Genomic DNA, 15,299 nt, shown 5'->3' with positions numbered 1-15,299 from the left:
ATATGAAATTTGAGGAGAAGTTAAAAAAACAGCGTAGAGATGAGATCTGGAATGAGTATTGTGGATTTCTAGATTTAGATCTAAATGGTTATATGGAGATCCAAAATAGATTGATGGAAGAACAGATTAGTCTCTGGGGCCGATCTGAGCTGGGAAAACAGATTCTTAAAGGAAAAAATCCAACTTCAATCGAAAATTTCAGACATTTATTACCGCTGACAACATATAGTGACTATGCCGGTATACTGTTGCAAAAAAAAGACGAAATGCTACCAGAACAACCATTATTATGGATCCAGACAACTTGGGAGGGGGGCAAACAACCTCTTAAAATAGCACCGTATACAAAAGGGATGATGGATACATATCGAAATAATACTATGGCATGTCTAATGCTTTCGACAAGTTTTGAAAAAGGTCACTTCGACGTTACTGCTAATGATACTATTCTTTACGGACTCGCACCTCTACCTTATGCAACGGGGTTACTTCCTCTGGTTTTTAATGAAGAAATTGGAATCGAATTCTTACCACCTGTCAAAGAAGCGGAAAAAATGACATTCAGTGAACGAAATAAAAAAGGTTTTAAACTTGGACTTAAAAAAAATATTGATTATTTTTTTGGATTAGGGAGCGTTACTTATTTTGTAAGTTTAAGTTTATCGAAGATGAATCGTGTACAAGCTGGGAAAACAGAAAATCGAGACATCTTTAAAAATTATTCATTTTCCATGATAGGTAGATATTTAATAGCTAAAATCCGTTGCAAGAATGAAAATAGAGAAATTAAACCAAAGGATCTTTTTAAATTAAAAGGTTTTATGGTTGCCGGTACTGATAATGAATGTTATAAAGATGATCTGGAAGATTTATGGGGTGTTCGCCCAATGGAAATATTTGCTGGAACAGAACCAACTTGTATTGGTACAGAAACCTGGACTAGAGATGGTATGTACTTTTTCCCAGATGCCTGTTTTTATGAATTTATTTCTGAAAGGGAAATGAATCTTAGTTACAACAACCCTAAATATCAACCTAAGACTGTCTTAATGAATGAAGTTGAAGAAGGAGAAAAGTACGAATTAGTTGTATCTGTGTTTAAAGGCGGTGCTTTTATGCGATATCGTGTCGGTGATGTATACCGCTGTGTCGGGTTAAAAAATGCAAATGACCAGACAAATATTCCCCGTTTCAAATATATAGATAGAGTTCCAGAAATAATTGACATTGCCGGATTTACTAGGATTACTGAGCATTCAATTGGGACCGCCATTGATTTATCTGGGATTGACATTAAGGATTGGGTTGCCGCAAAAGAATATAATCAAAATTCACGGCCATTTCTGCATCTATATGTTGAAATGAAAGCGCAGTCTTTAGTTAATCATGCAATCAGTCGGGAAATCTTAAAAGAACATTTAACAGTATATTTCAAATACGTAGATCAAGACTATAAGGATTTAAAAAAAATTTTGGGAATAGACCCATTGGAAATTACAATTTTAAAATGCGGGACCTTTGAACGATATAAGAAAAGAAATAGTTCTGAAATTAGACGGATCAATCCTTTTACACATCAAATCAGAGAGCTTCTGGATACCGAAAATTATGGCCAGGTTATTCAGGTGAATTTCGGGAGGGCATGATGGATAATTACGTATTTATACCAATCATTGCTTTATGTTGTTACAGCTTTTTGTTTATGGCTTTTATGGCTGCGAAAAAGAGCAAATTGATCAATTCTTTCTTATTGTTTTTAATGGCAATGATCTTATGGACCGGTGGTTCTCTTTGTATGAGACTGGAATTGTGGCCTTCTTTTGAGCTTTGGTATCATTTATCTGTATTAGGATTATGTCTGATGCCATTTTCATTTTTTCGCTTTATCACCGAATTCATTGGAGTAAAAGACTATTTCTTTTCGCGATTTTATTTAATTAGTATAGGAATAATTAATCTTATCAATATTATAACAGACTTTTTTTTACCACCACCAACAGTTGTTATTACAGAAATAGGTAGGACTGCATTTATTTATGATGTTTCATGGACTGTGGTTTTTCTCTTTCTAATTTGTGGGTTGATCACATTTCATGCCTTATTTTTAATCTTTCGGTTCAGTAAAAAAAAGCCAATTGCGGGTAAACAGTTCAGACCAATAATTTTAGGGGTTTTAACGATTGTTATTGGACATATGGCATTATTTATTCCTATTTTTAAGGGATTTCCGACAGATATATTGTCAGGAGTGTTATTTTCTTTTTTTCTCTTTTATGCTTTGTATAAACAGAATTTGTTTAATTTGACTTTACTGGTTTCAAGAGGAACCTGTTATGGGCTGTCAGCAGCTCTGTCGCTCTTACTTTTTTCAAACTTAGTGGGACTGTTTCAAACATTTATCGATAATAATTTTTCTGCTTATCGAGACCATAGTGTTCTAATCATTGCAGTTTTATTTGCTGCCAGTACATCAGGTATATATTACGCAATGAAACGATTTCTTGACAAAGTCTTTACAAAAGATGAACTTTTTTATGCTGAAAGTTTGAAAAAATTTAGTTCGAAAATATCAAAGACATTAGAAATTAAAGAGATTCTCACAGAAGTTCAGGATGTTTTGCTGGATGCGATCAAAGTTAAAAAAGTATATATTTGCATTCTTAATGAAAATAATGTCCAATTTGAGATTGTTCACAGTACAAGTCCTCTAGACAGAAGAGATTGGAGTATTCGTAATGATAATCCGCTTGTTAAACGGCTTCAAAAGGATGAAGGATATTTACTGATAAAGGAGTTTAAACACTCAATAGATTATAAATCGTTGTGGGAGACAGAGAAAAAAGAACTTGATGATCTTGGGATAGAATGTTTAGTTGCTTTAACAGATGGACCTGAACTAGTAGGAATGATTTTGCTGGCTGATCGTGTAGGTCGAAAATCATACTCTTATAATGAGATTAATTTTTTAGCGTCCATCAATTCAATTGCTTCTATTGCGGTAAGCAATTCAAGGCTTTATGAAAAAGCATGTCGTGAAGCTCAAACTGACGAATTAACAGGTCTTTTAAACCGCAAATATTTTTATGAAACACTAAAGGAAGTATTTGAAAATAAAAAAGACCAGTCTCTTGCTTTGGTAATGTTCAATATAGATGATTTTAAGTTATACAACCAGTTATATGGAAACAAGGAAGGGGATGTTGCACTTCAGAGAATTGCTGATATAATTAGAGCATCAGTTGGTGAAAACGGTTATGCAGCACGTTATAATGGAAAAGAATTTGCTGCAATATTGCCACAATATGATTTACTGGGAGCAAAAAATCTGGCTGAAAATATCCAGTTGCAGATTTTAGAAATGAATGAAAAGGAAATAAGAATACGTTTAAAAACATTAACAGTTAGTGTTGGTATCAGCGGTATTCCTTTCGCAGCCAGTAGTGTCAAAGAATTAATTGATAATGTAGAAAGAGCAATTTATCATATTAAACGGCACGGAAAGAATGCAATCATGATTTATTCAGAACGCGATTCTATTGCTTTTCGAGGTAAAGCAACCAGTAGAACTGATATAAGAGAAAATGTTTATTCTGAGTATGAAGCAACAATCTATGCACTTACAGCTGCCATCGATACAAAAGATCATTACACCTTTAATCATTCAAATAATGTAGCCTATTATGCTGTCGAATTGGCATATGCATTTGGAATGAGTGAAGAAAGTGCAGAAATAATTAAAGAAGCGGCGTTGCTCCATGATATTGGGAAAATTGGCATTCCGGAACAAATTCTAAATAAGCCCGGTGCGTTAACGGAAGAAGAATATGAAATAATGAAAGGCCATGTAGAAAGTTCCATCGAAATTATCAGGCATTTACCTTCACTTGATTACGTTATTCCAGCCGTTATGGGACATCATGAGCGGTATGATGGCTTAGGTTATCCTCGAAAGATAGCAAAACAGGATATTCCTCTAATGGCTAGGATATTATGTATTGTCGATTCATTTGATGCGATGATCTCAGAGCGGTCCTATAAAAAAGCATACTCAGTTAGTAGTGCATTGAAAATTATCCAGGAAGAGTCAGGAAGGCAATTTGATCCAGAACTAGCATATCTATTTGTTAAATCAATTAAAGATCAAACAATTATTGTTAAGAATGCAGTCGAAAATGTTTCTTGATATATCTCTTTCATGTGATTGGAGATCTGAAAAGAACTGAACATGCTTTTGTAAAAAGGAGAGGAATAATTGAAAACACATTTGCGGAAATGGAAAATGGATGATGCCTACGGCCTGATGCAGGTGATCAATAACAAAAGGATTCATGACAATTTGCGAGATGGTTTGCCTTTTCCCTATACCCTTGAGGATGCCAGAAACTATATAGAGATGGTCGAGGATACGGAGCTTGGCAAGTCATATGTTTATGCGATAGTTGATGAAAATGATGGGATTGTAGGAAATATTGGCATTTTTAGACAGGAAAATATTCATTTTCGTTCCGGTGAAATGGGTTACTTTATCGGTGAACCCTTTTGGGGAAAGGGTGTCTGTACTAAGGCTGTTGAGCAAATCTGCGATAAGATATTTTTAGAATCTGATATTGTTCGAATTTTTGCAGAGCCATTTTCCAGAAATGCTGCTTCCCGCAGGGTTCTTGAAAAGGCTGGTTTTAACCTGGAAGGAATTATGAGAAAGTATGCCTATAAAAATGGGCAGTTTGAAGATATGTGTCTTTACGCTTTAATTAGGGATTGCTGACTAATATAAGGTGTTTGAAGGAATATGTGACTAAAGAGCCAAAAAGGATAAGGCCTGACTGGATGGATTTAAGAGCTTAATAAGCTCTTTTTTGTTATATTTTTGTAATCACAGGGTAAGAAATTAGGGAAAGTTATACGCAGTTTATTATTAGTCCGATTATAAATCTACTCAAACTGCTATTTTTTAAGGGGTGAAAATATGAAAAAGAAAGTCCTTGCTTTTATGACAATCTGTTTATGGCTGGCTAGTTTTTCGCTTGTTTTGGCTGAAACAGCAACGCATGAACAAATTACTGAAGAATTGATTCTGATGGTAGAACATAACCCGGAACTTGAAGAATTGCTGGTTGAATCTATTAACCTGGCAAAAGTGGCTAATCCAGACAAAGATTCAAACCCGGTTCAGTCACTGGACGAATTTTATGATTATATTGACTGGGCATCAAAAGCCATGCCTTGGACCATACTACCAGGAGTTGGGGACTCATATCCGGGGCTTTATGATCAGATTGATCAAAGTCTGGATTATTTTTATTTTCTGACAGACCAGCCTCTGGATGCTTTGGAAGGGATGGGGTTCTACAACAACTCTCTTCAGTATTATGAACCCTATCGATCCTGGATGATCAAGTTCACTAAAGAGTGGGGTGAATATCTAAGTACCTCTGATTCATGGAATGAAAGCTATTATCAGACAGCTTATGATAATCCGGATTTTGGGCTGCAAAATGGCTGGTATGAAGATCCATCTAACTGGCACAGTTTTAACGATTTTTTCAGCCGTTATCTGAAATCACCAGATGAACGTCCGATTGATTCGTCGGATGACGATTCAATTGTTGTTTCCCCAGCAGATTCTGTTCCCCAGGGAGTATGGAATATTGACGAAGATTCCCGAGTGGTTGGTGATGGCGTAAAAATTAAATCGATGACTTTTGATTCCATCGAATCACTTTTAGGAGAAGGAAGTGATTATGCAGATGCATTTGCCGGCGGGATATTAACCCATACCTTTTTAAATGTTCAGGATTACCACCGCTTTCATTTCCCGGTCAGTGGCACAATTCTGGAAGTTCGAACGATCTATCAGGATGATGCTGTTGGCGGCATAACCTATTGGGATGAAGAAGCTAGTCGATATATGCTCAATGCTGAGGAGTATGGATGGCAGGCTGTAGAGACCCGGGGTTGTGTTATTATGGAAACTAATGAATATGGTCTGGTCGCTTTGTTGCCGGTCGGTATGTCACAGGTGTCATCGGTACTTTTTGAAGATAACATTCAATCAGGAACAGTTGTCGAAAAGGGTGATATGCTGGGATATTTTTTGTTTGGCGGATCAGATTACGTCATGATTTTCCAAAAGGATGCCGGTTTTGAAATGACAGCAGTCAAAGAATCTGACAGCGATACTTATGCCCATCTTCTTATGGGTGAGGCTTATGGTAAACTGACAGGAGTTCCAACGGTTTATCAGGAATCTGAACCAATCTGGGAAATCATTGTTCCGGTTTTAGCCTTTACTGCACTTATTATGGGCGTTGCTGTCAGAAACCGTAAAAAGGCTTAAATAAAGATTAAAACACTTGACTTAGAGCCGGCTCCAAGTGTTAAAGTATTATATGAGAGAATAAAATTTAGCGCCCAATTGAAACAAGTGTCTTTATTAGAGATTATTTAACTAAATAGAAAAAAGGAGCAAAAATGGATCAAAAAAAACTCGGCTTTGGATTTATGCGTCTGCCGCTTTTAAATGCAGAGGATTCTAAAAGTATCGATATGAATCAACTTGAAAAAATGGTTGATACTTTTCTGCAAAGAGGTTTCACATATTTTGATACAGCCTATATGTACCATAACTTTACCAGTGAAATTGCCTTAAGAGAAGCGCTGGTCAAACGACACCCTCGCGACTCATTTACGGTTGCTACGAAGCTACCAACCATGTTTCTTAAAACAAAAGAAGACTTACCAAGAATTTTTAACGAACAGTTGGAAAAATGTGGTGTTGAATACTTTGATTATTATATGCTGCATAATCTAAATGTCTCTCACTATAAAATTGCAAAGGACACCGATGCTTTTAAATTTATCAGTGATAAAAAAGCTGCTGGTCAGATTAGAGAAATTGGTTTTTCCTATCATGATTGTGCTCAGCTCCTTGATGAAATTCTGACTGCACACCCGGAAGTAGATTTTGTTCAGCTGCAGATCAACTATCTGGATTGGGACAACAAAAGCATTCAATCCCGAAAATGTTATGAAGTGGCGGTAAAACACGGTAAAAAAGTAATTGTTATGGAGCCGGTTAAAGGTGGAACCCTAGCTAATATTCCTGAAAACGCAGTTGCCCTTTTAAAAGCATCAAATCCGGAGATGTCTATTCCTTCCTGGGCCATTCGTTATGCCGCCAGCCTTGAACAGGTAATGGTAGTTTTGAGCGGAATGTCAGATTATGATCAGCTTCTTGATAATACGGAATACATGCGTGATTTTAAACCTTTAAATGATAAAGAAAAAGAGCTGGTTTCTAAAACAGTCGAGATTATTAATGAAGCAATTGCGGTGCCTTGTACGGCCTGTCAATATTGTGTTGATGGATGCCCAGAAGATATAGCGATACCTGACTATTTTGCCCTTTATAACGCCGAAAAACAGTCTATCCCCCAGGTGTTTTCAACGCAAAAGGTTTATTACAATAATCTGATTAAGGAGCATGGAAAGGCTTCTGACTGCATTGAATGCGGAAAGTGTGAAGATTCCTGTCCTCAGCATATTGAGATTATTAAAGAACTGAAAGAAGTGGCTAAAACTTTTGAAGTGTCTTAGAAGATTATAAAGCAGGTGATACGATGACAATTTCTGAAGTCAGTAAAAGATATAATATTAGCCAGGATACTTTAAGATATTATGAGCGAGTCGGTCTGATCCCGCCGGTTCCCAGGGCGAAAAATGGCAATCGTGACTATGATGAACAATCCTGTTCCTGGATTGAACTGGTTATTTGCATGCGTTCTGCAGGGATTCCGATTGAAGCTTTGATTGAATATTCTGCTTTAACCCAGCAGGGCGATGAAACCATTATTGCCAGAAAAGAGCTTTTAACCGAAGAACGTAAAAAAATAGAGGATAAAATGGCTGACATGCAAAAAACACTGGATCGACTTAACTATAAGATTCGCGTTTATGAAGAAGCAGAAGAAACTGGGATTCTTAAATGGGATAATTGAAAGATTGAAAAAGTATGGAATAATCGATTTTTATCTAAGTATAATCAATTGGGAAACAAACTAACGCTAATATGAACCAGAAAAAATATTAATCATTCTGACACAGAAATAGATAGTGTCAGGGAAAGAAGGAAAAATGTCATATCTGGGAGAAGAAATTAAAAAACTGGGCTTTGGATTGATGCGGTTACCTAAAAAAGATAAAGTGATTGACATTGAACAGGTTAAAGCAATGGTCGATCGTTTTATGGAGGCAGGGTATACTTACTTTGATACGGCCTGGGCTTATCAGGGAAGTGAAGACGCCATCAGACAAGCTTTGGTAGAGCGATATCCAAGAGAATCGTTTCAGTTAGCAACAAAAAATGCGGCATGGATTAAATGCAAGTCCAGGGAGGATGCAATTGACCAGTTTGAGACATCTCTTAAACAGTCTGGAGCCGGTTATTTTGACTATTACCTGCTTCACAATCTGGGAGAAGGCCGGACCCAACCTTTTGACGATTTTAATATGTGGGAATTTGTTCAGGAAAAGAAAAAAGAAGGTCTGATTAAACACGTCGGTTTTTCTTTTCACTCAACAGTTGATGAATTGGAGCCGATCTTAAAAGCTCATCCGGAAATGGAGTTTGTTCAACTTCAGATTAATTATGCGGATTGGGAGAGTCCCGCTATTCAGTCGCGAGCGTGTTATGAGATGGCCCGGAAATACAATAAACCGGTCATTATTATGGAACCGGTTAAAGGCGGTATGCTGGCTACTCCACCGGACCAGGTGACAGAGATTTTCAGGGCCGCTGATCCCAATGCTTCGCCTTCGTCCTGGGCGCTTCGTTTTGCAGCGGATCTGGAAGGGATTATTACAGTCCTTTCTGGGATGAGCAACCTGGAGCAAATGGATGAAAATCTTAAGACCTTTAATGGCTTTAGCGGTTTATCGGAAGAAGAAAAACAGACTTTAAGTAAAGCACAGGAAGTGATGAGTAAGATTCCTTTAATTCCCTGTACCTCCTGCGACTATTGTGCAAAAGTCTGTCCTAAGGATATCGGTATTTCTGGCTCATTCACAGCTATGAATTCTCTAACTTTATATGGAAGCAAGGACCGGGCTATCCATCAGGCCGGTTGGCTTGTTGGCGGACATGGAAGAAAGCCGGCAGCTGAGTGTGTTGCCTGTGGCGAATGTGAAAAAGTCTGTCCGCAGCATATAGCGATTATAGACGAATTAAAAAAAGTCAGCGAAACGCTGACAAAATAACTGCAGTTTGATAATCTTTAATTAATTTATGTCTAATGAGGGATTAAACAGTATCAGTTAAAAAAACTGCTCACCAAATTTAACAAATTGTTATTTACTCGGGAGGGAACCCATTTTCATGGGTGGACCCTTCCGTTTTTTTGTTTTTTTTGAGTCCTTTAATATTCTCCAGCATAATGGCAAAAGTCTCATGCCTGGTTTGGGTGGGATCAAAATGCATAATCCTGAAGGTGATTTGCACACAAAATCCGATGGCAAAAGCAGAAATGACGGTGCCTAGCCCGACCATCCCGCCAAGGAAAAAGCCAATGATGACAACGCTGACTTCAAGAAGACCGCGACAGAGACCAACTGGCCAGCCGGTTTTTCTGGTAACGGCAACCATCAGGCTATCTCTGGGTCCGGCGCCAAAAGCAGAAGAGATATAAAAATAAGTTCCAAATGCAATGATAAACAGACCTAAGATTAGCACCGGTACACCGATCAGGAAGTGATTAGTCGTCGGGATAATATTAAGATACAGGATCAGGTCCATAAAAAGACCAATCATAAACATATTGAAAATTGTCCCCAGTCCAATCTTTTCGCCCAGCAAAAAGACAAGCAAAACAATTAAAGCCCCGACACTGGTATTGATCAGACCAATGCTGATTCCCAGCGTTTGGCTTAAACCGCTATGGAGAACCTCCCATGGCGCATAGCCAATATTGGCTTTCATCGTTACTATGATGCCCAGGCCGTATAAAAAAAGACCGAAATTGAGTTTTAAAAAGCGAAAAAGATAAGATTTCATTAATTCACACTTAATATTTTTTCATTATTATACCAAAATTCAATAACTTTTTCAATTAGGGGTATGTATATATAATAAATGACATAATTCCTATTTAACAAAAGATTTGATACGAAAGGAGTAAAAGACTATGGCATTATCTGAAGTGCAACGTTTTATGAATGAATTAAATAAAAATCGGGAGGCATTAGAAGCATATAACGAAAGGCTTTTAAAGAGTGGAAGTTTTGCTTTTGCAGAACCCATGACGGTGACAAATGTATATTATGGTTTACCAATGATTCCCGAAACAATTGAAGATGAATTACTTCAAAAAATTGTTGAGCTGGACGAAAAATCCGCAAAAAAACTTGAAAGAATAAGTGAATTAGATGGTGAAAAAATCAGCCTTAAAGATCGGCTGGTTCAGAAATTTGATGAATTGATTTATCATGAAAGCGTGGAGGAACACCTTCTTAGCCAGGAAGAAAGTAAAAGACATCACTTATTTGAACGTCTTTCTGAAATAGCCAGAGAAGAAGGCTTTGATATTTCAACTGATGATCTGCTCTATTTTATTGGCAAGGCAGTACTGGTGATTATTAAAGAAAATCCGGAATACGATGAAGTTCAGATTTTTGATGAATTGGTTAGTTCATTTAAAGAATATGATTGATATTTCACAAACTACTTGACATATTAGGATATTGTAATATAATAATAATAGAATATAGAACGGGGAGGGAGAGATGGATAAGAATCTTTTTGAATTTGAGGAAAATGCTGAGCTGTTAAAGGCATTGGCACATCCTGTCCGTTTATGTATTGTTAAAGGTTTATTGACCAAAGAATGTTGCAATGTTTCATATATGGAAGAGTGTCTGGGGGTTTCTCAGCCAACCATATCGCAGCATCTTGGAAAACTTAAAAATGCTGGAATTGTCAAGGGCACCCGTAATGGGAATGAAATCAATTATGAATTGGTTAATGAGAAAGTAAAAGATCTGATAAAAATTTTATACAGTGAGGTAAACGAATGAAAAAGATTTTAATTGTTGGTGGTGTAGCTGGTGGAGCGACTGCAGCAGCCAGACTGAGAAGACTGAGTGAAGAAGACGAGATTATTCTTTTTGAACGAGATGAATATATCTCTTTTGCAAATTGTGGACTTCCTTACTATATTGGTGATGTCATTACGGATCGTCAAAAACTATTAGTTCAGACTGTTGAAGGGATGTCGAAGCGGTTTAATCTTGATATCAGAAATTTCAGTGAAGTTACTGCAATCGATACAGACGCTAAAACTGTTGAAGTTAAAAATCATCAGACTGGCGAAGTCTATCAGGAATCATTTGACAAACTGATTTTATCACCAGGAGCCAAACCAATCGCACCACCAATTAAGGGGCTGTCGGAAGCCGATAATGTCTATACGCTTCGAAATGTGCCAGATACTGACCGGATTAAAGAGATGGTTATGAGTAAGGCGCCAGGTCGAGCGGTTGTCGTCGGTGGCGGCTTTATCGGTGTAGAAATGGCAGAAAATCTTGCTGACCTGGGTATCAAGGTAACCCTTGTTGAAAAATTGGATCAGGTTTTAAAACCCCTTGATTTTGAAATGGCGCAGATTATTCATCAGGAACTTAATGCCAATTGCGTTAATTTGATTTTAGGCGATGGTGTCGATCATTTTGAAAATAATGGTCATAAAGTCGCGCTTGAATCAGGACAGGTACTGGATGCCGATCTGGTTATTCTGGCCATTGGCGTCGCGCCTGAAAATGGGCTTGCTAAAGCGGCTAACTTAAAAATGGGTCCAAGAGGCCATATTGTAACCAGTAAAAATTATGAAGTTTTGGATGGTGAAACAGAAAAAGTTAATCCTGATGTATTTGCCATCGGTGATGCCGTCGAAGTCATTGATTTCATTTCAAAAACCCAAACAGCTGTTCCGTTAGCCTGGCCGGCAAATCGTCAGGGACGAATTGTTGCCGACTATATCAACGGAATGGAGATTGTGAACGAAGGAATTCAGGGTACATCTGTCCTTAAAGTCTTCAAAAAAGTGGTAGCAACGACAGGGAACAATGCTGCTCAGCTGGATATGAAGAATATGGATTACCAGGTAATCCATGCTCATCGGGCCAACCATGCAGGATACTATCCAGGTTCTTCTTCAATTGCCATGAAAGTTCTCTATGACCCTAAAACAATGAAAATTTTAGGCGGTCAGGCAGTTGGTCAGGATGGCACAGAAAAACGAATTGATGTCCTGGCAACGGCCATAAAGCTTGGCGCAACCATTGAAGCCCTGCAGGACTTGGAACTTTGCTACGCCCCTCCTTTTTCATCAGCAAAAGATCCGATCAATATTGTGGGTTATATTGCCCAAAATATTAATACCGGGGTATATAAAACCGTTCAATGGAATGAAATTGATGAAATTATTGAAAAAGGCGGATTGTTGCTGGATGTCAGAACACCAGTTGAAAATCAGGCTGGAGCCGTTAAAGGAGCCGTTAATATTCCCTTAGATGACTTAAGAGAGCGAATTGACGAGATAACAATCGGCAAGGACCAACCGATCTATGTAACCTGTCAGGTGGGACAGCGGGCATATCTGGCAATTCGAATTCTTGAAGGCAATGGATTTACAAATATTTATAACCTGTCTGGAGGATACAGCACCTATAAGGCCGCACATTATAAGTTGGCTGAACTTAATTTTACACCAGGTGTTTGTAATATCAGCGTAGAAGAAGAAAGCGGAGATATTGATTCAGGTGGAAGTGGGAGTGAGATAAAAACAATGACACTAAAAACAGTAAATGTTGAAGGACTTCAGTGTCCAGGCCCTTTAATGGCAACCTATGATGCTATTCAGAGCGTGGAAAATGGCGATCAGGTTAAAATAATTGCTACTGACTATGGCTTTGTTTCCGATATCAAAAGCTGGTGTGAAACTAACGGTCATCAGCTGGTATCTCAGGAAACGGAAGGAAACAAGTATATCAGTATTATCCAAAAGGGCGATACCGGTGAATCCTGTCAGCTGATGGGAACACCTATGACACAGAAGAATGCGACTCTGGTTGTTTTCAGTGGCGAAATGGACAAAGTTTTGGCTTCGCTGATTATTGCTCAGGGAGCAGCTGCTCAGGGTAAAAGTGTAACTATGTTCTTTACCTTCTGGGGCCTGAATGCCCTTAGAAAACAGGATTCTCATGTTACAGACAAGACTTTCATCGAGAAAATGTTTGGGGCTATGATGCCAAAAGGTTCGAAGAAACTACCCTTATCTAATATGAACATGTTGGGAATGGGACCAGCAATGATTAAAGGCATCATGAAAAAGAAAAAGGTAGATGATATTGATACCATGATCAAAAAAGCTCAGAAGGCAGGTGTTAAAATGATTGCCTGTACCATGAGTATGGATTTGATGGGAATCCATAAGGAAGAGCTGATTGAGGGCATTGAATATGCCGGTGTTGGAACATACATTGCCAGCAATGAAAATGTTGGTACCTCACTGTTTGTTTAAATAGAAATTGGCGCCTGTATATTGATACAGGCGCTATTTATATCGAATATATTATGGAATTGCTTAGATTTCTTGACATTGAGGCACTTACATATTATAATATATAATAAATTTATTAGGAGTGATTCTTTGTTATGAGAAATAAAAAGATACAAATGTATACCGATATGATTAGGGGGGCTGGTCTCAAAGCTACACCACAGCGCATCAGCGTCCTAAAAGTACTGTCTGAAATGGATAGTCATCCCAGTGCAGAAATGCTGATGGAGGCTTTGGAGGAACAAGGATATGTAATGTCGGTTGGGACAATTTATAATATTCTGGAAACATTTTCTGAAAAAGGACTGATTCTTAAATTGAAAGATAATCAGGAAGTCATGCGGTTTGATGCAACAACAAACTTTCATGTTCATATCTACAATCATGATGATAATCGGATTGAAGACCTGTTTGATCCGGAACTTGAAGTGATCTTAGCTGATTATTTCAAGAATAAGCTTTCTTCAGACTTTTCTTTGAATCGTATGGAAGTATCCCTTTTTACTTAAGAAGGCAGTAACTGAAAAAATTCTTAGAAGTGATTAAAAAACAGAGTGGATAACTTAAGACACTCTGTTTTTTCTTTCAAATTTTAGTGATTTGGTGTATAGTGATAAGGTATAAATGAATATTGGAGGAAATTTATGAAAGTCAAATTAGAAATGGATAATGGTCAATCCATGGTGATTGAGCTATATCCAGAAGTTGCCCCAAAAACAGTTGAAAATTTTTTAACCCTCGTAGAAGATGGATTTTATGATGGCCTGATATTTCATCGGGTAATACCCGGATTTATGATTCAGGGCGGATGTCCTTTAGGAACAGGAACCGGTGGACCAGGACATACTATTCTTGGTGAATTTTCAGCAAATGGCGTTGAAAATAATTTGAAACACAGCCGTGGTGTCATTTCTATGGCTCGTTCGGGACAACCTGATTCAGCAGGTTCACAGTTCTTTATCATGGTCGAAGATGCGCCACATCTGGATGGTCAGTATGCAGCCTTTGGTAAAGTTATTGAAGGAATAGAAGCAGCCGATGCGATTGTCTCTGTTAAACGCGATTACTCTGACAAACCAATGGAAGAACAGAAAATTAAAAAAATTGAAAAGTTATCCGAATAATTAGTTGTTTAATACCCGGTTTTATGGGGTATATACAATTAAAAATTAAAGGAAGTGATAATAATGGGAAAATATTGTCCAAATTGTTATGCGGGTGTTGGCGATGATGATCAGGTCTGCAGTAATTGCGGAGCTTCGTTAATAGACAATAACAAGAGTACTGAAATTGCCCTGGAAGCAGAAGCTCCTCTGGCAGAACCAATTATGGAAGACGCTAGTTGGGAAAATGACAAGCAGACTGATGAGAAGACTGATTCATATAATACAACAAGTGCTGTATCCCCAAAACCTTCAAAAAAAGAAGAGATGTCTCCGGTCCTGTCACTTGGGGAATGGATGTTGACCCTCTTGCTGCTGATTATACCAATTGTAAATCTGGTCATGTTGATTATCTGGAGTGCTGATTCTGGAACCAACCCTAGTAAGCGGCATTTTGCACAGGCACAACTTATTTTTATGGGAATAGGTATTGTTTTATCAATTATTTTTTCTTTATTATTTGCAGCGATATTTGTAAGTACTATGGGTTCGATGATGTATTATTAGAAAAAAAAGAACTGCTCCA

General features: G+C 37.7%; 14 protein-coding genes. 13 read left to right on the top strand and 1 reads right to left on the bottom strand.

Annotation, left to right across the window (positions count from 1 at the left end; translation table 11 throughout):
- Positions 1 to 2: 2 nt before the first annotated feature.
- The 7 genes from Q5O24_08935 to Q5O24_08905 all read left to right on the top strand — a co-directional run bounded on the left by Q5O24_08935 (position 3) and on the right by Q5O24_08905 (position 9,255).
- Positions 3 to 1,646 (top strand): GH3 auxin-responsive promoter family protein, encoded by a 1,644-nt coding sequence (locus Q5O24_08935; GenBank protein ID WKY46510.1) that lies wholly within the window; start codon positions 3 to 5, stop codon positions 1,644 to 1,646.
- On the top strand, positions 1,646 to 4,183 hold the full coding sequence (locus tag Q5O24_08930) for a diguanylate cyclase (protein ID WKY46509.1): 2,538 nt from the start codon (positions 1,646 to 1,648) through the stop codon (positions 4,181 to 4,183). The genes Q5O24_08935 and Q5O24_08930 overlap by 1 nt, the downstream gene beginning before the upstream one ends.
- 69 nt (positions 4,184 to 4,252) lie before the next feature.
- Positions 4,253 to 4,765 (top strand): GNAT family N-acetyltransferase, encoded by a 513-nt coding sequence (locus tag Q5O24_08925; GenBank protein ID WKY46508.1) that lies wholly within the window; start codon positions 4,253 to 4,255, stop codon positions 4,763 to 4,765.
- Positions 4,766 to 4,966: 201 nt separating this feature from the next.
- Complete coding sequence (locus Q5O24_08920; protein WKY46507.1) at positions 4,967 to 6,337, top strand: phosphatidylserine decarboxylase; 1,371 nt, start codon at positions 4,967 to 4,969, stop codon at positions 6,335 to 6,337.
- Positions 6,338 to 6,471: 134 nt separating this feature from the next.
- A complete protein-coding gene (locus Q5O24_08915; protein WKY46506.1) occupies positions 6,472 to 7,596 on the top strand; it encodes an aldo/keto reductase in 1,125 nt (374 codons plus the stop codon).
- Positions 7,597 to 7,619: 23 nt separating this feature from the next.
- Positions 7,620 to 7,997, top strand: coding sequence for a MerR family transcriptional regulator (locus tag Q5O24_08910; GenBank protein ID WKY46505.1), 378 nt, complete (start codon positions 7,620 to 7,622; stop codon positions 7,995 to 7,997).
- Between the two features lie 136 nt (positions 7,998 to 8,133).
- Positions 8,134 to 9,255, top strand: coding sequence for an aldo/keto reductase (locus Q5O24_08905; GenBank protein WKY46504.1), 1,122 nt, complete (start codon positions 8,134 to 8,136; stop codon positions 9,253 to 9,255).
- A gap of 94 nt (positions 9,256 to 9,349) precedes the next feature.
- Here Q5O24_08905 and Q5O24_08900 read toward each other — a convergent pair whose 3' ends face one another.
- A complete protein-coding gene (locus Q5O24_08900) occupies positions 9,350 to 10,048 on the bottom strand; it encodes a hypothetical protein (protein WKY46503.1) in 699 nt (232 codons plus the stop codon).
- Positions 10,049 to 10,178: 130 nt separating this feature from the next.
- Between Q5O24_08900 and Q5O24_08895 the strand changes: the two genes are divergently transcribed.
- The 6 genes from Q5O24_08895 (at position 10,179) to Q5O24_08870 (ending at position 15,280) form a co-directional block, all read left to right on the top strand.
- Entirely contained in the window at positions 10,179 to 10,703 is a 525-nt protein-coding gene (locus Q5O24_08895; protein WKY46502.1) for a hypothetical protein, read from the top strand.
- A gap of 73 nt (positions 10,704 to 10,776) precedes the next feature.
- Positions 10,777 to 11,067, top strand: coding sequence for a metalloregulator ArsR/SmtB family transcription factor (locus tag Q5O24_08890; GenBank protein ID WKY46501.1), 291 nt, complete (start codon positions 10,777 to 10,779; stop codon positions 11,065 to 11,067).
- On the top strand, positions 11,064 to 13,571 hold the full coding sequence (locus Q5O24_08885; GenBank protein WKY46500.1) for a CoA-disulfide reductase: 2,508 nt from the start codon (positions 11,064 to 11,066) through the stop codon (positions 13,569 to 13,571). The genes Q5O24_08890 and Q5O24_08885 overlap by 4 nt, the downstream gene beginning before the upstream one ends.
- A 134-nt stretch (positions 13,572 to 13,705) precedes the next feature.
- Positions 13,706 to 14,119, top strand: a complete 414-nt coding sequence (locus Q5O24_08880) for a transcriptional repressor (protein ID WKY46499.1) — start codon at positions 13,706 to 13,708, stop codon at positions 14,117 to 14,119.
- A gap of 135 nt (positions 14,120 to 14,254) precedes the next feature.
- Positions 14,255 to 14,734 carry a peptidylprolyl isomerase gene (locus Q5O24_08875; GenBank protein WKY46498.1) on the top strand — a complete coding sequence of 160 codons (480 nt, stop codon included), beginning with the start codon at positions 14,255 to 14,257 and terminating at the stop codon, positions 14,732 to 14,734.
- A 63-nt stretch (positions 14,735 to 14,797) separates the two neighbouring features.
- A complete protein-coding gene (locus tag Q5O24_08870; protein ID WKY46497.1) occupies positions 14,798 to 15,280 on the top strand; it encodes a zinc ribbon domain-containing protein in 483 nt (160 codons plus the stop codon).
- Positions 15,281 to 15,299 lie beyond the last annotated feature (19 nt).

The sequence above is a fragment of the Eubacteriaceae bacterium ES3 genome (genome assembly GCA_030586155.1).
Classification (GTDB): Bacteria; Bacillota; Clostridia; order Eubacteriales; family Eubacteriaceae; genus Acetobacterium.
Note: the sequence above shows the minus strand (reverse complement) of the source record. Positions and strands in the feature narration are given on the sequence as shown.